This window comes from Streptomyces sp. iso_384 (genome assembly GCF_056172905.1).
Window position 1 is genome coordinate 3,053,087 of sequence record NZ_JBWBTT010000001.1, and the last position, 19,008, is coordinate 3,072,094.

Sequence of the window (19,008 nt, forward strand, 5' to 3'; positions counted from 1 at the left end):
CCTGAAGGGGTGGGAGCGGTTGCGGAGCGTCAGAACTTGATCCCGCCCAGCAGGCCGGCGAGGCTCGCCCCGCCCGCCGTGATGCTCGGGGCGATGGCGGTGCCGGCCAGGTAGAAGCCGAACAGGGCACAGACGATGGCGTGGGAGGCCTTGAGCCCGTCCTTCTTGAAGAACAGGAAGACGATGATGGCGAGCAGTACCACGCCCGAGATGGAAAGGATCATGAGCGGTTCTCTCCTGGTTGAAGGGGACAGTCACCATGAGTCCTTCCAGGATCACGGGAAGTATCTATACGACAAAAGGTGCAATCGAGTGAATATCCTGCTCTTTCACTTGACTGGCCCACAGAAGTCGGCCCCCGGGGAGCGGCATCACCCCGTCCGTGCCGGGCAGGATCAGCCGCGGTGATCCCTTGCCGCATCCGGGCCGGGTCATGTCGGCCCGGGAGCAGTACCCTGTCGATTCACTCGTACGGCCCCGTGCCGTACTCCCCACCAGGTCAACCGCGGCGGTGACAGCCGCGGCAGCAGTCAAGGAAGGCGGTCCGTCCGATGAGCGAAACCCCCGATCCCGAGGTGGTCGAGCTGGCGACCAAGGTCTTCGACCTGGCCCGCACCGGCGACACCGAGGCGCTCACCGCGTACGTCGAGGCCGGAGTCCCCGCCAACCTCACCAACGACCGGGGCGACACGCTCCTGATGCTCGCCGCCTACCACGGGCACGCCGCCACGGTCGCCGCCCTCGTCGCCCGCGAGGCCGACCCGGACCGGGCCAACGACCGCGGCCAGACCCCGCTGGCCGGAGCCGTCTTCAAGGGCGAGGACGCCGTCATCGACGCCCTGCTCGCCGCGGGCGCCGACCCGGCCGCAGGAACGCCGTCCGCGCTGGACACGGCCCGGATGTTCGGCAAGGCCGACCTGCTGGAACGCTTCGGTGCCCGGTGAGACGCCGGCGGACGCGCTCGTCGACGCGTCCGCCGTGGGCTCCGCTGACCGGTCCGTCGTAAATGTGGTCGCGGTGGCGAAATGGCTGGGTCATCATGACGTCGCGGGCCCGCTCAGGGCCACCGACGAGAGGCAGAGGAAGATGCTCTACACCAGGCGAAAGACGGCGGTCGGCCGATCATGTCACTGCGCGGCGTAACGGTGTCCCCCGGACACCCCCACGTGCCGAGAGGCACGGGGCACTGCACAGTCCCGGTTGCGTCGACAGCTTGATGTGAGGCTTTCTCCCATGTTCGATCCGTTCATAGCGCCGAGCGGCACCCTGCTCGGCCTGTTGCAGAGGGGCCGCGGCGACGGCACGCTCCACGCGCTCGCCGCACCGCGCCCCGAGGCCCTCGCGGCCCTCAACCACTGCGTCGTGAGCGACCCCCGTCACGACTGGCAGGTGGAGAACCGCTCCCTCTACTACGCGCGCCTCTATCTCGACCTCGACGGCGGTATCGAGGAGATCGAGCGACACCTCGCCGATCCCGACGACCACATCGATACCGACGACTCCCGCACCGGTCTGGCGCTTTCCGTCCTCGGCCACCTCGCCTCCTACGGACGCGACGACGCCCTGGCCCTGCTCCGCCGTTACGCGGCGACCGGAGCCAACTGGGCCTGGGCCCTGGACGAGCTGGCCCTGCGCGACGACGACGCCGGTCTGCGCTCCCTCGCGCTGCCCGTCCTCGCCCGCTTCCCGGCCACCGACCGGGGCGCGGCCGACCTCGCCGCCGCCGTACGCGACTCCTTCGAACCGCGCCCCTGGCGGCTGTGGGCCGACGACCCGCGCGAAGCGGTCGGCGCCCGGGTCAGGGCCGCCGGAGAGCAGGGCTCGTTCGACCGATGGCAGCGCCAGATGCGCCCCGGGGGGCCCCGCCCCGGATGGAGCGTCCAGGCCGTCTTCGACTGGGCCCAGCAGGCCCTGGAACGCGGCAGCGAACTGCACGTCCCCGCGGCCCGCTGCCTCACCGCCGTCGCCGGACCCGACGACCTGCCCCAGATCGTCGAGGCCGCCCGCAGCGGCCCGGAAGGCGCCCGCTGCGCCTCCCTGCACTATCTCGCGGAGGCCGGCGACCCCGTCGTCCTCGACCTCATCGAGGCCGCCGCCATCAGCCCCGCCCGTACGGTCGCCGACACGGCCATCGCCGCCTTCGAGCGGATGACCAGCGCCGACGCCGTGGAGCGGGCCCGCCGCTGGGCCCACCGCCCCGACGCCCTCGGCGCCTCGGCCGCCGGAGTGCTCGCCTGCCGAGGCGCCGCCCAGGACGCTCCCCAAGTCCTCGGCGCGCTCCGGGAGGCCGTACGCGGCGACGGACCCGACGCCCCCCGGCTGTGGACCCTGGTCGACGGGGCCGGCCGCCTCGGCATCGTCTGCGCCGCCCCCGTGCTGCGCCACGTCTACCGCGAGACGTCCTCCTCGCACCTGCGGGGCAGGGCCGCCCGCGCCCTGGCCGCCACCGACCCGTCCTTCGCGACCGGGTTCGCGGTGGAGTGCCTCTGGGACTGCGAGGAGACCACCCGCGAGGTGGCCGCCCTGCACGCCGAGACCGGAGACATCCGCGTCGCCGAACGACTGCGCCGCCTCGCCGCCGACCCGGCCGAGGAGGCCGAGGTCCAGACGGCGGTACGGAGCCGGATCGGGCCGGACGCACCGGCGGTCTGACCGCACGGCCGCCAGGAGGAGGGTCGCTGTCAGACCCTCCTCCTACGCTTTCCCCATGGACATCAACGAGTGGTGGGGGCTCGTCGAACGGGCACGTGAGGCGGCCGGGGGCCGGGCGGACGACCGGGACGCCCCCGACGATCCGCTGCCGGGCGCGCTGACGGATGTGCTCGCGGCCCTGGAGCCCGAGCGGATAGCCGCCTTTTCCGTCACGGCGGCGGAGGTGTCCCGCTCCGCGTACCGGTGGCCCCTGTGGAACGCGGCCTACCTCATCGAGGGCGGCTGCGGCGACGACGGCTTCATGGACTTCCGCGACGGGCTCGCCCTGCTCGGCCGGGAGACCTTCACCCGGGCGGTGGCCGACCCCGACTCCCTGGCCGGGCTGCCGGTGGTGAGCCGGATGAGCCGGGGCGAGCGCGGCTGGATCGGGTACGAGTCCCTGAACGTGCCCGTGGCCGAGGCCTACCGGAGGGTCAGGGGCGGGACCGACTCGCTCGACGCGGCCGTGGCGGCGGCCCTGCGCGAGCGGATACGCCCGGCGGGACCGGAGGGGGAGGCCTGGGACGCCGAGGACGACGAGGCGAACCGCAGGCACCTGCCCCGGCTGGCGGCGCTCTTCCTGGACTGAGCCGCCCCTCGCTGCCCGTGTCCTGGACTGAGCTTCCTGCCCGCGCTCCGCCCCTGCGGGGCCGCGCGTACGGGCACAGAATGGCGCCATGACCGGACGCTGGGAGTTCTGGATCGACCGGGGCGGCACCTTCACCGACGTGGTGGGCCGCCGCCCCGACGGCCGGCTGATCACCCGCAAGCTCCTCTCCCACGACCCCGACCGCTACGACGACGCCGCGGTCGCCGGAATCCGGCTGCTCCTCGGCCTGGACCCCGGCGAACCGGTGCCCGCCGACCGGGTCGCCGCCGTCCGGATGGGCACCACCGTCGCCACCAACGCCCTGCTGGAGCGGCGCGGCGAGCCGACCGTCCTGCTGGTCACCGAGGGCTTCCGGGACGCGCTGCGGATCGCGTACCAGAACCGGCCCCGGCTCTTCGACCGGCACATCGTCCTGCCCGAGGCGGTCCACGAGCGCGTGATCGAGGTCCCCGAACGCCTCGACGCCCACGGCCGCACCGTACGGCCCCTCGAACTCGCCCCCGTACGCGAACAGTTGCGGGCCGCCCACGCCGATGGACTGCGCAGCGCCGCCGTGGTCCTGATGCACGGGTACCGCCACCCGGAGCACGAGCGGGCCGTCGCCGAGGCTGCCCGTGCGGCGGGCTTCACCCAGGTCAGCAGCTCCCACGAGGTCAGCCCGCTGATCAGGCTCGTCCCCCGGGGCGACACCACCGTCGTCGACGCCTACCTCTCCCCCGTCCTGCGCCGGTACGTCGACGAGGTCGCCGCCCGCCTCGACGGGATCCGGCTGATGTTCCTCCAGTCCAACGGCGGCCTGCGCGAAGCCGCCCGGTTCCGCGGCAAGGACGCCGTCCTGTCCGGACCGGCCGGAGGCGTCGTCGGCATGGTCCGCACCTCGCAGCGGGCCGGGTACGACCGCGTCATCGGGTTCGACATGGGCGGCACCTCCACCGACGTCTCCCACTACGCCGGCGCGTTCGAACGCGAGCTGGGCACCGAGGTCGCCGGGGTCCGGATGCGCGCCCCGATGATGAGCATCCACACCGTCGCGGCCGGCGGCGGCTCCGTCCTGCATTTCGACGGCAGCCGCTACCGCGTCGGCCCCGACTCGGCCGGCGCCCACCCCGGCCCCGCCTCCTACCGCCGGGGCGGCCCCCTCACCGTCACCGACGCCAACGTGATGCTCGGCCGCGTCCAGCCCGCACACTTCCCGGCGGTCTTCGGCGCGGACGGCGCCCTTCCCCTCGACGCCGACCACGTACGCGAGCGGTTCACCGCGCTCGCCGACGAGGTGGGGCGCGCCACCGGGCGGCGGCCGGACGAGGCGGAGGTGGCGGCGGGATTCTTGGAGATCGCCGTGCTCAACATGGCCAACGCCGTCAAGAAGATCTCCGTACAGCGTGGCCACGACATCACCCGCTACGCGCTGACCGGCTTCGGCGGCGCGGGCGGTCAGCACGTCTGCGCCGTCGCCGACGCTCTCGGCATCGACACGGTCCTCGTCCCCCCGCTGGCCGGGGTGCTCTCGGCGTACGGCATCGGCCTGGCCGACGCCACCGCGATACGCGAACAGTCGGTGGAGGAAGAGCTGGACGCGGCCGCCCGGGAGCGCGTGGCGAGGCTCTGCGCGGAGCTGGCCGACCGCACCCGCGAAGCGCTGCGCGCCGACGGAGTGCCGGACTCCGCGATCACCGCACGGGCCCGCGTCCTGCTGCGGTACGCCGGGACGGACGCGGCGCTGCCGGTGGACCTGGACACGGAGGCCGCCATGGCCGAAGCGTTCGCCGCCGCCCACCGGACCCGGTTCGGCTTCACGATGGACAAGCCGGTCGTCGTGGAGACGGTATCGGTGGAAGCGACCGGGGCGACCGGTCAGGCCGATGACACCGGTGAGACCGTTGATGCCACGCCCGCTGCCGTGCCCGGGCTCGCAGACGCTGCCGCGCCCGACGCCGGTCTCCGTAACGTCCCGCCCGAACCTGCCGACACCGTGAACCTCTACGCCGAGGGCCGGTGGCAGCGGGCCCCGCTGCACCGCCGGGCGGATCTGCGCCCCGCCGACACCGTCACCGGGCCCGCCGTCGTCGCCGAGGACGACGCCACCACCGTCGTCGACCCCGGCTGGCAGGCCGAAGCGGCTTCCACCGGACACCTCGTCCTCACCCGCAGCCGCCCCCGCCCCGAACGCACCGCCGTCGGCACCCGGGTGGACCCGGTGATGCTGGAGGTCTTCAACAACCTCTTCATGTCGATCGCCGAGCAGATGGGCGTCCGGCTGGAGAACACCGCCCACTCGGTCAACATCAAGGAGCGCCTCGACTTCTCCTGCGCCCTGTTCGACGCCGAGGGCAACCTGATCGCCAACGCCCCGCACATCCCCGTGCACCTCGGCTCGATGGGCGAGTCGATCAAGGAGGTCCTGCGGCGCAACGAGGGCGCGCTGCGCCCCGGCGACGTGTACGCGGTCAACGACCCGTACCACGGCGGCACCCACCTGCCCGACGTCACCGTGATCACCCCCGTGTTCGACCAGGACCGCGGCGGCCTGCTGCGTTTCCTGGTCGCCTCGCGCGGTCACCACGCCGAGATCGGCGGCATCACCCCCGGCTCCATGCCCGCCTTCAGCCGGACGATCCACGAGGAGGGCGTGCTCTTCGACAACTGGCTGCTCGTCCGTGACGGCCGGCTGCGCGAGGGCGAGACCCGCGAGCTGCTCGCCGCCGCCCCGTACCCCTCCCGCGACCCGGACACCAATCTCGCGGACCTGCGCGCCCAGATCGCCGCCAACGAGAAGGGCATCGCCGAACTGCGGCGCGTGGCCGACCAGTTCGGGGCCGACGTCGTGGACGCCTACATGGGCCACGTCCAGGACAACGCCGAGGAGGCCGTACGCCGCATCGTCGCCGGACTGCACGACGGCCGCTGCCGCTACGAGACCGACGGCGGGGCCGTGATCCAGGTCCGGCTCACCGTGGACCGCGACGCCCGCACCGCCCACCTCGACTTCACCGGGACCTCGCCCCAGCAGCCCGGCAACGCCAACGCGCCCCGGTCCGTCGTCATGGCCGCCGTCCTCTATGTCTTCCGCACCCTCGTCGGCCAGGACATCCCGCTCAACAGCGGCTGCCTCAAGCCCCTGGAGGTGACGATTCCGTCCGGCTCCATGCTCGACCCCACCTACCCGGCGGCGACCGTCGCGGGCAACGTGGAGACCTCCCAGGCCGTCACCGGAGCCCTGTACGGAGCGATCGGCGGCCAGGCCGAGGGCTCCGGCACCATGAACAACCTCACCTTCGGCAACGAGAACGTCCAGTACTACGAGACGATCGCCAGCGGATCCGGAGCCGGCGACGGCTTCGACGGCGCCGACGCCGTACAGGCCCATATGACCAACTCGCGGCTCACCGACCCCGAGATCCTGGAGTGGCGGCTGCCGGTCCGCCTGGAGTCCTTCGCCGTACGGGGCGACAGCGGGGGAGCGGGGCGGTGGCACGGCGGGCACGGCGTCGAGCGCCGCATCCGCTTCCTGGAACCGGTCACGGTGGCGCTCCTCTCCGGCCACCGCCGCGTCCCGCCGTACGGAGCGGAGGGCGGGGACCCGGGGGCGCTCGGAGCGCAGTACATCGAGCGGGCCGGAGGCGGGACGGTCCCGCTGAAGGGCTGCGACACCGCCGAACTGAACGCCGGTGACGTCCTGGTGGTGCGCACGCCGGGCGGCGGGGGATACGGGCCGGCGGCACCCGTGGCGCCCGCCCGGGGCCGGTCGCATTAGCGCCGTTTCGACCGTTGTCAGTGCGAGGACCTAATCTGTCCCACGTGACTTCGCCTGCCTACCCGGACCACGCCTCGCCGCAGCTCAGCGCGGGGCCGCGGCCTGCCCCGGGCCCCGCCGCCGACGAGGGGCTCTCGCGGCGGCTGCGCGCGCTCGCGTGCACGGCTCCGCTGCACGACCTCGACGTCCGCAAGGCGAATCTGGCCGGCGAGTACACGGTGTACGCCATGGCGGAGGTCGCCCTCGCCGCGATCGACCACGTCACGCTCAACATGGACTTCGACACCGGGGCCGACCACGACCAGATAGTGGCCAGACTGCTGCCCCGGGTCGGCGCCCAGGCCCCCGACCGCCCCGTCGCCGAGCACGAACGCGTCGCCCGCTGGGTCCTGGAGAACCTGATCAACGTCGGCAGTGTCGACCGCGGCTTCCGCGCGGTCTACGGCACGTTCAACACCGACGGGGTCTACGTCCGCCGCGACTACGACTTCAAGCTGATCGAAGAGGTCCCCGGCTACGGCGGCACGGTCTACCTCCGCGCCACCGACGAAGCGGTCAACGTCCTGGTCGGCGCGCTGGACACCGATGTCACCAGCGCCCAGATCGCCGCCGAGGTCAAGCTGGAGGTCCTCATCAGCCGGGGCCGTCTCGCGGACGCCCAGCTCGCCGCCGAACAGGCCCGCTACCGCACCGTGCAGTACGCCGAGACCCTGCGCCGCACCCTGGAGGCCACCCGGCGCAACGTCCGCGCCGTCGACTGGCTCCACACCGTCCCGGACATGATCGCCGAGGCCCTGGACCACGTGGCCGACCGCTACCGCCACGAGAACGCGATCCTCACCAACATCCGCAAGGCGCGCGACGAGGCCGAGGACCCCGAGCACAAGCGCCGGGCCGCCGAGCTCGTCGACATCGTCAAGGACTGCATCCGCCGTCACACCCAGCTCCAGTCCCGGCTCCTGGAGGCGGGCCCCCTCTTCCGCGCGGAGCAGGACCGGCAGGCCTTCGCCCCGCCCGCCGCCCACGCGGGCCTCGATCTGTACGGGCAGCTCCTCGCCCCGCTCCTCCCGCTCCCCGTCGAGCAGTCCACCCGGGCCACCGACGCCTTCTTCGCCCACGGCACCGGACTGCGCACCCCCACCGCCGTACGGGTCGGGGACCTGGTCGACATGCTGCTGACCCCGCCCCTGGAGCGCGAGCACCTGGGCGCGGAGATGCCCGAGCCCGACCTGATCGCCACCCCGGACGACAGCCGGTTCAGCGAGGAGCAGCTCGCCCGCGCCATGACCCTGCTCGACCTGGAGCACGACGCCCCGCGCCGGCTCTCCGGACTGCTCGCCGAGGCCCGCCGCACCGGCGACACCGACCTGCCGTACCTGGTCGCCCTGCTCGCCGTCCACGCCGCCAGCCCGCCGGTCGGCACCGCCTACCGCCAGGGCGAGCGCCGCCTGCTGTTCGCCGTGGACGACGGGGCCGAGCTGGACGACCCGGAGTTCGGCGGCGCCGACCTGATCGTGGGCACCGCCCTGCTGGACGCCGTCGGCATGGCCGCCGACCGCCAGGAGGCCTCGTGACCGGCCCCGCCCTCCCGCCGCACCCGCACCACTTCCGTACCGAGGAGTCCCAGCCGTGAGCGACCACGACGCCGAGCACCCCGACGCGTGGACCGAGCCCTCCGCGCACACCGGCCCTTCCACGATGTACGGGGCTCCCCCCACGACGTACGCCGCCGACTTTGCGCACAGCGCTCCGCACACCGCCGAGCCCGCCGGACAGACCCCCGTCACCCCGGCCGACGCCGCCGACGCCGCCCGCCTGGTCTCCTTCGGGCTCCAGCCCAAGCTGCTGCCCGCCCGCGACGCCGAATACGCCGACCTGCTGCGGCGCTACCGCGAGGAGAGCGCCTTCGCCCGGCTCGCCGACGCCGTCGCCACCGGCCTCGGCCTCATCGTCCTGGAGGTCTCGCCGCGCGCCGGGATGGCCGTGACGGCGGGCGAGGACTCCGTCTTCGCCGTCCGCATGGGCGACTACGCCCGCCGCGCCTCCTCCGACGCCGCCGACCGCTTCCTCCACGGCCTCGCCCACCTCGCCGTCGCCGCCCTCGCCTTCCCCCGCCCCGAGGACCTCGCCGACGACGCGTACATCGGCCGCATCACGGTCAACGGCGTCGACGCCTTCGTACGCCAGGCCTGCCGGCGGCTGGAGGAGCGCGCCGAGGAACAGGGCGACAACACCGACCCGGCCAGTGACGCTCCCGGGCTCGAAGCCGGGTGGCGGATCTACGCCCGCCGCAGCGCCACCGGCGCCACCAAGGACGCCCGCCGGCTCGCCGGATCCACCACCGGCATCATCGGCAAGGCCGTCGCCTTCCTCACCGACTCCGGCTTCCTCCAGCGCACCGGCGACGACGCGGGCGGCGCCTACCGCACCACCGCCCGCTACCAGCTCCAGGTCCGCGACATGGCGGGCAGCGCCGCCATGGCCGAACTGCTGGAGCTCGGCGTCGTCCCCGTCACCGACGGCTGCGCCACCCTGCTGCCGCCGCCCGACCCCGACAGCGTGGAGCTGGCCGCCGACGCTGGCCTGCCCTTCCACTCCTGACCCGACCGACCGTTCCCGACCAGCCCGCACACCCCCGCCGCTCCACCCCCGCTCACCGAACGACGAGAGTCCGCCGCCATGTACGAGTTGTCCCGGGTCCGCCTCTACTCCATCGGGCCTGCCGGTGCGCGCTACGCCGACACCGTCCTCGATCTGCGCGGCGTCGGCGCACCCGTCCCCAACCCCGCGCCCGCCCAGGCGGAGTTCTTCGAGGACGAGCCGGTCGGCCCGCCCCGCCGCCCCGCCCCGGCGGGCGTCCTCTTCCTGGAGAACGGCGGCGGCAAGTCCGTCCTGCTCAAGCTGATCTTCTCGGTGATGCTCCCCGGTCACCGCAACACCCTCGGCGGCGCCAGCTCCGGCGTGCTGCGCAAGTTCCTCCTCGCCGACGACTGCGGCCATGTCGCCCTGGAGTGGCAGCACACTCTCACCGGTGAATGCGTCGTCGTCGGCAAGGTCAGCGAGTGGCGCGGCCGCCAGGTCTCCAACGACCCGCGTAAGTTCGCCGAGGCCTGGTATTCGTTCCGGCCCGGCCCCGGGCTCAGCCTGGACAGCCTGCCCGTCGCCGAGTCCTCCGCCGTCGGCCGGCCCGTCGAGGGCGTCTCCGGGGCGCGCGGCAGGCGGCGCACCATGAAGGGCTTCCGCGACGCGCTGATGGACGCGGGCAAGTTCTACGCACACCTCGACGTGCACTGGGAAGAGATCCACGACCGGTGGAACGAACACCTCGGCGACCTCGGCCTCGACCCCGAACTCTTCCGCTACCAGCGCGAGATGAACGCCGACGAGGGCGAGGCCGCCGGACTCTTCGCGGTGAAGAAGGACTCCGACTTCACCGACCTGCTGCTGCGCGCCGTCACCGACACCCGCGACACCGACGGACTCGCCGACCTGGTCAGCGGCTTCGGCAACAAGCTGGGCCGCCGCGCCGAGCTCACCGCCGAGCGCGACTTCACCGCGGGCTCCGTGGACCTGCTGGGCCGGATCGTCGAGGCCACCGACACCCGCGCCCGCGCCCGCGACATCCACGCCGGCGCCGAACGCCGCACCCGCACCCTGGCCCGCCGCCTGAGCGTCCGCGCCGCCGAGGAGCGCGGCCGCACCGCCGAGCTGGCCGAGCGGGTCACCGCCGCCGCCCACACCGTCACCGAAGCCGAGTCCGCCCGGGGCCGCCGCGCCCTGATCGCCGCCGAACTGGCCTACCGGCACGCCTCGCTGGCCCTGACCGCCGCCGAGAAGAGCGCCGCCGCCGGACGCAAGGAGCTGGTCGAGGCCCGCACCCTGCACGCCGCCTGGCAGGCCGCCGAAGCCGTCCTGCGCCACCGCGCCGCCGCCGACCGCTCCGCCAGGGTCGCCGCCGCCATCCGCGAGGCCGAACGCGACGCCGCCCCCGCCCTCGCCGCCCGCAGCGCCGCCGCCACCGACCTCGTCCGCGCCCTGCACCGGGCCGCCGAGGAGGGCGAGCGCGTCGCCAACGAGGAGGAGGAGCGCTCCGACACCCTCCAGGCCACCGGCGAACGCGCCCACCGCGATGCCACGGTCGCCGCCACCGAGGCCCAGCGCGCCCGCAGCGAGGCCGGACACCTGCGCCAGCGCCTCGCCGAGGTCGGACAGGAGACCGCCGAGGCCGTCCGGGCCGGCTGGCTCGACGACACCGCGCCCGACGCCGACCCGGCCCGCGCCGCCCTCGCCGCCAGCGACGCCGAACAGTCCGCCGTCGCCGCCTGGGACACCGCCCGCGAAGCCGCCCGGAGCGCCGCCGACACCGCCCGCGAGGCCGCCGCCGCCGAGAGCCGCGCCGAACTGGCCGCCGCCCGCGCCGCCGACGGGGCCAAGGCCGCCGAGCAGAGTTACGAGGACGAGCACCGCGCCGCCGCGTCCATCGCCGCCGACCCCCGCCTCGGCGACCTGCTGGGCCTGCCCTCCGGCACCGGCGTCCCGCGCCCCCGCCGGGAAACCGCCGACGAGGCGTCAGGATCCGCCCAGGGCACCACCGCACGCACCGGCCCGGGGAACGGCGACGACGGCGCGGCCACCGCCGCCGAACCGGCCGCCGACCGCGCCGTGGCCCTCGCCGACCCGTCCACCACCGCCCAGCAGCCGCTGACCGCCGAGGAGTTCGACCGCAGCGCCGACGAGCTGCGCGAGCTCCTCGACCAGTCCGTCGCCGCCGCCGAGCGCCGCCTCTTCGACCTGCGCACCGCCGCCGCCGACGACGCCCGCATCCTCGGCGCGCTCGGCGAGGGCGGGCTGCTGCCGCCCGGCCCCGACGTCCTCGCCACCGTCGAGTATCTCGGCGAGCACGGCATCCCCGCCCTGCCCGGCTGGCGCTACCTCGCCCAGGCCGTGGACCCGGCCGACCACGCCGCCGTCCTCGCCGCCCGCCCCGAGCTCGTCGACGGCGTCGTCATCACCGACCCCGACGCCCACAGCCGCGCCCGCGAGGTCCTCGGCGGCGCGGCCCTGCTGCCCCGCTCGACCGTGGCCGTCGGCACCGCCGCCGCCCTCCTGGCCCCCGTCCCGGACCCCGGCACCGGCTCCGACGCGCAGAACGACGGCGTCTTCCTCGTCCCGCCGAACCCGGCCATGCACGACGAGCACGCCGCCGACGAGGAACGCCACGCACTGCGCAGCCGCGCCGCCGCCCGCGACGAGGACATCAGGACCCTCGCCGCCCGCCTCTCCGGGGACCGCGCGCTCGCCGCCCGGATCGGCTCCTGGCGCGCCGACTGCCCGCCCGGCATGCTCGCCGAGCTGGCCGAGGCCGCCGCCACCGCCCGTACGGCCGCCGAGAGCGCCGAAGCCGTCCTCGCCGAGGCCCGCACCGCCCGCGCCGAGGCCGACGAGGCCGCCGCCGACACCGCCCGGGTCCGCGACGAACGCCAGGAAGCCGCCCAGCGCGCCCGCCGCGCCGCCGACGCCCTGGCCGGCCTCGCCCACCGGCTGCGGGAACGGGCCGGCTGGCAGGTCCGGCTGCGCGAACTGGTCGACGAGGCCGCCGAGTCCGAGGCCCGCGCAGCCGTCTGCCTCGACCTCGCCCGCGCCGCCGACGAGGACCGCAGGGCCGCCCAGCGCGCCGGGGACGACGCCCGGCGCACCGCCCGCGCCCTGCGGGCCGAACGCGCCGAGATCGCCGGTGTCCCCGAAGTCCTCCCCGAGGAGGACGAGTCCAAGCCCCGCACCGCCCTGCCCACCCTGCGCGAGGCCTACCGAGCCGCCTCCCAGCTGTACGAGAAGGTCGGCGTCGGCGCCGATCTGCGCGCCGAACAGGCCCGCGCCGAGAGCGACGAGAGCGCCGCCCTGGCCGAGCTGGACCGCCTCACCAACAAGGTCCGCACCCGCGCCGCCCAGCTCCTGGAAGGCACCGACGGCGCGGACGGGCCCTCCCGCCAGGCCGCCGCCGCCCGCGCCGAGGCGCACGTCCAGCTCCTGGAGACCCGCGCCTCCACCGCCAGCGAGCATCTGGGACGGCTGCGCGGCGAGGCCGAGCGGCTCGCCCCCGACGACGAGCGGCAGCACCACACCGAACTGCCGGACGACCTGGTCCCGGCCGACGCCGAGAGCGCCCAGGCCCTGCTGCGTACCGCCACCGCCGAACTGGCCGAAGCCACCGGCGCCCTGGACACCGCCCGCGCCGCCCACAGCGAGCTGCTGCACGCCCACCGCACCGCGGAGGACTCCGCCGGCGGCTTCGACGAGACCGCGGCCCTCCTGCGGGACCTGCTGCGCGACCACGGCACGGACGACGGAACCGAGGACCCCGACCCGTACCCCGGCAGTCTGGAGGAGGCCCGGCAGTCCGCCGCCGAGTCCCGCCGCTCCCTGCGCGGCTGCAACGCCGATCTGTCGGCGGCCGAGAGCGCCGTCCGGGAAGCGAGCGACATCCTCGTCCGGCACGCCAACTCCACCCGCTACGAACAGGTCCGCACCCCGGCCCGCCAGCAGATCCGTGAGCTGCCCGCCTCCGCCCTGCCCGAGCACGCCCAGAAGTGGGCCGACGCCTTCGCCCCCCGGCTGCGCGTCCTCACCGACGAGCTCATCCAGCTGGAACGCAACCGCGACTCGATCGTCGACCGGCTGCGCGGCCTGGTCGAATCGGCGCTCACCACCCTGCGTTCCGCCCAGCGGCTGTCCCAGCTCCCTGAGGGCCTGGGGGAGTGGTCGGGTCAGGAGTTCCTCCGGATCCGCTTCGAGGAACCCGACCAGGCCACCCTCACCGAACGCCTCGGCGAGGTCATCGACGAAGCCACCCACGCCGCCCTCAAGAAGAACTCCGACCTGCGCCGGGACGGCATGTCCCTGCTGCTGCGGGGCGTCGAGGCGGCCCTGCGGCCCAAGGGCATCGCGGTGGAGATCCTGAAGCCGGACGCCGTGCTGCGCGCCGAGCGCGTCCCGGTCGGGCAGATGGGCGACGTCTTCTCCGGCGGTCAGCTGCTCACCGCCGCCATCGCCCTCTACTGCACGATGGCGGCCCTGCGCAGCAACGATCGGGGCCGCGACCGCCACCGGCACGCGGGCACCCTGTTCCTCGACAACCCGATCGGCCGCGCCAACGCCACGTATCTGCTGGAGCTCCAGCGGGCCGTTTCGGACGCGCTGGGCGTGCAACTGCTGTACACGACGGGCCTGTTCGACACGACGGCGCTCGCCGAATTTCCCCTCGTCATCCGGCTGCGCAACGACGCCGACCTGAGGGCGGGGCTGAAGTACATCAGCGTGGAGGAGCATCTGCGCCCCGGCCTGCCGCAGCAGGACCCGGACGGAGAGACGGTCCACGGCGAGATCACGGCGACCCGCATGTTCAAGCGGAGCGAACAGACCGCGGCCGCCGCCCACCCGGCCCCCGAACCGGGCGAGTAGCGCCACCCGGCGGCGGGACCGACCCGCAGGTCAGGGCTCGGCAGCAGGTCAGGCCCAGCAGGTCAGGCCCGGGAGAGGTCGCCGGTGTTCCGGCGGCCGCCTATGCCGCCGCCCGTGCCGTCCCGCTCGGCCGCCCGCTCGGCCCGGCGGGACCGGCGCCGCTCACGGCGTATCTGCCGGGCCGAACTGCTCGGCACGGACACCACGCCGTTGCGCTGGTTCCACACCTGCCGGGTCACCCAGACGTCGAGCACCGACCAGGTGGCGACCACCGTGCTGGCCACACTGCTGAGCACCATCGGGAAGGCCAGCCAGGAGCCGGTCAAGGTACTCAGAAAGGCGATCATCGCCTGGATGATCGTCAGCGACATGATGAGAACGGCACGCACGGCGGCCGTCCGCACCGCATCGGGCATCCGCCGCTTCGAGGCCGGCTCCTCCACCCACAACTGCCGCGGGATCCGTGCCCCGTCCGCGGCTTCCGCCCTCGCGGCCGCCGGCGCTCCGGCGCTCCCGCGTTCCTGCGTGCTCAAGGTCCTTCAACTCCCCACCACTGTCCGACTTCAGGGTGGCTGCCCGGCTTGCGCCGGTTCTACGCGGGCGGAACACGTCCGCCTTGCCGCGCACGACCCCACCGTGCGTCTGCCCCGTACATATGGACGAACCACCCGTCCCGAAGATTCCCCTGAAAAGCGCTCGCAGGGCACAGAAGGTCACGGACCGAAGAATTCCAGCCAACTGATACCTGCCGGTACCGGCAGGTCCGGCCGGTATCCTCTGTCGCTTTCGCGAATTTCATCTCCGGGAATACCGGGACAACTCATGATCAAGTCCAGTACGGACGGCTGAAAATCATCCGGACGTGTCTTCGAGTTGTCTCTGTGTCAGTAGTAGGCTCGCGCCGTTTATTGACACAGGGCCGAGCAACGGCCAGGAGAAGACCACCCCCGCGGTGCGGGGCCGATCTGGGGGAGGCCATGCGCTTTCGCGGGAAGTCCATCCGCAGGAAGATCGTGGCGTTGCTGCTGGTGCCGCTCGTCTCCCTCACCGGCCTCTGGGTCTTCGCCACCTACATCACCGGCCGTGAGGCCGACGAGCTGATGAGCGCCGGATCCATCGTGGAGAAGGTCGCCCACCCGCTGGACGACGCCGTCCGCGCCGTACAGGCCGAGCGACGGCAGACCCTGGTCTTCCTCGCCGACCCCCGGGCCTCCGACGCGCTCCCCGTCCTCATGGGCCAACGCGCCGCCACCGACCGCATCGTGAGCGAGGTCAGGGAGAACGCCCGGGCGCAGGACGTCCGGGAATCGCTGAGCGCCGCCGACAGCAGCCGCCTGGACGCGATCCTCAGCGCCGTCGACGGACTGGACGCCCTGCGCGAATCGGTCGAGAAGCGCACCATCGGCCGGGCGAAGGCGCTCGACTTCTACAACGGCCTCGTCGACCCCTCGTACCGCTTCCTCAACGGACTCCACACCCTGGAGAACGTGTCGATGGACAAGGAGATGCGGGCGCTGGTCGGGGTCTCCCGGGCCCGGGAGATGCTCTCGCGCGAGGACGCGCTCATCGCGTCGGGCCTCATGGCCGGCCGCTTCACCACCTCCGAACTGCGCCAGATATCCGGCCTCGTGGCCCAGCGCGAGCTGCTGTACGAAGTCAGTCTGGAGAGCCTCCCCGCCGCCGAGCGCCGACGCGTCGAGCAGTTCTGGGGCAGCCCCGACACCGAGCCGCTGCGCACCGCCGAGGACGCCCTGATCGCCGCCGGTCCGACGAAGCGCCCCGGCGCCGTCGACGCGGCCCGCTGGGAGGAGGCGGCCGTGCCCGTCCTCGACCGGCTGGCGAACGACTCCACCGAGATGGGCAACCGCTTCCAGGACCGCGCCGAACCGGCCGCCTACCGGGTCCTCGCCCAGGCCGGTATCGCCGGAATCCTCGGCTTCCTGGCCCTGATCGTCTCGATCTTCGTCTCCGTCCGCATCGGCCGTGAACTCGTCCGCGACCTCTCCCGGCTCCGCAAGGACGCCCATGAGGTCTCCGGCGTACGGCTGCCGAGCGTGATGCGCCGGCTGGCCGCGGGCGAGCAGGTGGACGTCGAGACCGAGGCCCCGCACCTCAGTTACGAGCCCGACGAGATCGGCCAGGTCGGCCAGGCGCTCAACACCCTTCAGCGGGCCGCCGTCGAGGCCGCCGTCAAGCAGGCGGACATGCGCCGCGGCGTCTCCGAGGTCTTCGTCAACCTCGCCCGCCGCAACCAGGTCCTCCTGCACCGCCAGCTCACGCTGCTGGACGCGATGGAGCGCCGCACCGAGAACAGCGACGAACTCGCCGACCTGTTCCGCCTCGACCACCTCACCACCCGCATGCGCCGGCACGCCGAAGGACTCGTGATCCTCTCCGGCGCCGCGCCCTCCCGTCAGTGGCGCAAGCCCATCCAGCTGATGGACGTGGTGCGGGCCGCCGTCGCCGAGGTCGAGGACTACGAACGCATCGAGGTCCGCCGCCTGGCCCGGATCGGTGTGGGCGGACCGGCCGTCGCCGACCTCACCCATCTGATCGCCGAACTCCTGGAGAACGCCACCGTCTTCTCGCCTCCGCACACCGCGGTCCAGGTGCACGGTGAACGCGTCTCCAACGGATTCACGCTCGAAATCCACGACCGCGGCCTCGGCATGGCCCCCGAGGTCCTCCTCGACGCCAACCTGCGCCTCGCCGAGACCCCCGACTTCGAGCTCTCCGACACCGACCGGCTCGGCCTGTTCGTGGTCAGTCGGCTCGCCCAGCGCCAGAACGTCCGGGTCTCCCTGCAGAAATCGCCGTACGGAGGCACCACAGCGGTCGTGTTCATCCCGGCCGCCCTGCTCACCGACGCCCCCGACACCCACGGCACCGGGTTCCGCCTCGACCGCCGGGCCGAGCGGGCGATCGGCAGCGGCCGGAGCTCCGATTCACCGCAGGGCGCGCAGAACACGGCCCCGGGCGGGGAACGCCGCGTCAACGGCAGGTCCGCCGTCCTGTCGCCGGTGCCCACCGGACTCACCGGACCGGGCGTCCTGAACGGGCCGGTCGAGCTGGAGGCCCCGGTCGGCCCGCTGGACTTCGCCGGCGACCGGCTGGACCGTACGCCGGACCCCGCCCTGGACCCGGCCCTCGGCCCCGTCCTGGACGGCGTCTCCGATCTGGAGGACACCGAGAGCGAGCGCGGCGGCATCTTCCGCGCCCGGGACGTTCGCCGTGACGGCGACCGCGAGCCCCGCCGTGAGAAGCCCGGCGGCCGCCCGCGCCGGGACACCGACCGGGACCAGCACCAGCAGGCCCGCGACCACGGCGACGAGCCCACGGCGGAGGTCCGCCCGATGCGCCCGGCCGGCCCCGTCCCGCTGCCCCGTCGTACGCCGCCGACCCTGGTCACCGACCGGGGCCGCCGGGTCGACACCCCGGGCGAGGACCCGGTCGCGCCCTCCGCGAAGGCCACCGGCCCGGTCCCGCACACCGCCGACCGCGCCCCCGACCCGGCCGACCGGCCCCGTACCGCTGACGCACCCTGGACCGCGCGATCCGCCGCCCGCCGCATGCCGGAGCCGCCCCGTACGACCGAGGCGTCCCACGACACCGGGGCATCCCGTACGACCGAGGCACCCCGCCCGGCAGCGGCGTCCCGCGCCGAGGGCACTCCCGCGCCGGCCGCCCCACCGGCACCCGACACCATCGGCGGCCTGCCCCGGCGGGTCCGGCAGGCCAGCCTCGCCCGCCAGCTCCGTGAGGAGTCCGCGGAGCGCCCTGTGCACCGGGCGCCCGTCAACACGTTCGACGACGCCGAGCGCGACGCGGACGAGGTGCGCGACCGTATGGCCTCGCTCCAGCGCGGCTGGCAGCGCGGCCGCCGGCAGAACGCCGAAACTGCCGAGAACGCCGAGAGCGCCGGGACGAACGGGCCGACCGGGATCACCGGGACGACCGGGAACACCACGACCACCGAAACCGCCGAGGACACCGCGAACACCGGCGGCCCCGGTGACACAGCACCAGGAACCACTCCGGGAGGGGACGGTCGATGACCGCACCGAACGCCGCAGCACACAACCCCGCACGCCACGGCTCGGGCGAACTGAACTGGCTGCTCGACGAGCTCGTCCAGCGCGTCGCCAGCATCCGCAAGGCGCTGGTCCTCTCCAGCGACGGGCTCGCCACCGGCGCGTCGGCGGACCTGACCCGCGAGGACAGCGAGCATCTCGCCGCCGTCGCCTCCGGGTTCCACAGCCTCGCCAAGGGCGTGGGCCTCCACTTCGACGCGGGCCGGGTGCGCCAGACCGTCGTCGAACTGGACGAGGCGTTCCTCTTCGTCACCGCCGCCGGCGACGGAAGCTGCCTCGCCGTTCTGGCGGAGGCCGACTCCGACGTGGGCCAGGTCGCCTACGAGATGACGCTGATGGTCAAGCGCGTGGGGGCCCACCTGGCCAACGCCCCACGGACGACCGGTCTGCCCGCCGGAGGGTGA

The 19,008-nt window shown here is 74.0% G+C and carries 11 protein-coding genes; 9 read left to right on the plus strand and 2 right to left on the minus strand.

All coding sequences use genetic code 11. The features are described 5' to 3' along the window. Positions 1 to 29: 29 nt before the first annotated feature. Positions 30 to 224 (minus strand): hypothetical protein, encoded by a 195-nt coding sequence (locus AC0VY3_RS13585; protein ID WP_006123109.1) that lies wholly within the window; start codon positions 222 to 224, stop codon positions 30 to 32. Between the two features lie 327 nt (positions 225 to 551). Here AC0VY3_RS13585 and AC0VY3_RS13590 point away from each other — a divergent pair, with 327 nt between their 5' ends. From AC0VY3_RS13590 to AC0VY3_RS13620, 7 genes are all read left to right on the plus strand, one after another. Beyond that, positions 552 to 944 (plus strand): ankyrin repeat domain-containing protein, encoded by a 393-nt coding sequence (locus AC0VY3_RS13590; RefSeq protein ID WP_103510335.1) that lies wholly within the window; start codon positions 552 to 554, stop codon positions 942 to 944. Between the two features lie 289 nt (positions 945 to 1,233). Beyond that, positions 1,234 to 2,652, plus strand: coding sequence for a hypothetical protein (locus tag AC0VY3_RS13595; protein WP_103510337.1), 1,419 nt, complete (start codon positions 1,234 to 1,236; stop codon positions 2,650 to 2,652). 55 nt (positions 2,653 to 2,707) lie between these two features. Beyond that, on the plus strand, positions 2,708 to 3,280 hold the full coding sequence (locus AC0VY3_RS13600; RefSeq protein WP_103510338.1) for a DUF4240 domain-containing protein: 573 nt from the start codon (positions 2,708 to 2,710) through the stop codon (positions 3,278 to 3,280). A gap of 88 nt (positions 3,281 to 3,368) precedes the next feature. Continuing rightward, a complete protein-coding gene (locus AC0VY3_RS13605) occupies positions 3,369 to 7,055 on the plus strand; it encodes a hydantoinase B/oxoprolinase family protein (RefSeq protein ID WP_475549671.1) in 3,687 nt (1,228 codons plus the stop codon). Positions 7,056 to 7,099: 44 nt separating this feature from the next. Continuing rightward, positions 7,100 to 8,629 carry a hypothetical protein gene (locus AC0VY3_RS13610; RefSeq protein ID WP_103510340.1) on the plus strand — a complete coding sequence of 510 codons (1,530 nt, stop codon included), beginning with the start codon at positions 7,100 to 7,102 and terminating at the stop codon, positions 8,627 to 8,629. 55 nt (positions 8,630 to 8,684) lie between these two features. Then, complete coding sequence (locus AC0VY3_RS13615) at positions 8,685 to 9,656, plus strand: hypothetical protein (protein WP_103510341.1); 972 nt, start codon at positions 8,685 to 8,687, stop codon at positions 9,654 to 9,656. A 78-nt stretch (positions 9,657 to 9,734) separates the two neighbouring features. Next, complete coding sequence (locus AC0VY3_RS13620; protein WP_242737192.1) at positions 9,735 to 14,513, plus strand: coiled-coil domain-containing protein; 4,779 nt, start codon at positions 9,735 to 9,737, stop codon at positions 14,511 to 14,513. Between the two features lie 62 nt (positions 14,514 to 14,575). Here AC0VY3_RS13620 and AC0VY3_RS13625 read toward each other — a convergent pair whose 3' ends face one another. Next, on the minus strand, positions 14,576 to 14,929 hold the full coding sequence (locus AC0VY3_RS13625; protein WP_030080267.1) for a hypothetical protein: 354 nt from the start codon (positions 14,927 to 14,929) through the stop codon (positions 14,576 to 14,578). A gap of 561 nt (positions 14,930 to 15,490) precedes the next feature. Between AC0VY3_RS13625 and AC0VY3_RS13630 the strand changes: the two genes are divergently transcribed. Together AC0VY3_RS13630 and AC0VY3_RS13635 are read left to right on the plus strand one after the other, a co-directional pair. Then, complete coding sequence (locus tag AC0VY3_RS13630; protein ID WP_475549672.1) at positions 15,491 to 18,568, plus strand: sensor histidine kinase; 3,078 nt, start codon at positions 15,491 to 15,493, stop codon at positions 18,566 to 18,568. Next, on the plus strand, positions 18,565 to 19,008 hold the full coding sequence (locus AC0VY3_RS13635; RefSeq protein ID WP_103511187.1) for a roadblock/LC7 domain-containing protein: 444 nt from the start codon (positions 18,565 to 18,567) through the stop codon (positions 19,006 to 19,008). The genes AC0VY3_RS13630 and AC0VY3_RS13635 overlap by 4 nt, the downstream gene beginning before the upstream one ends.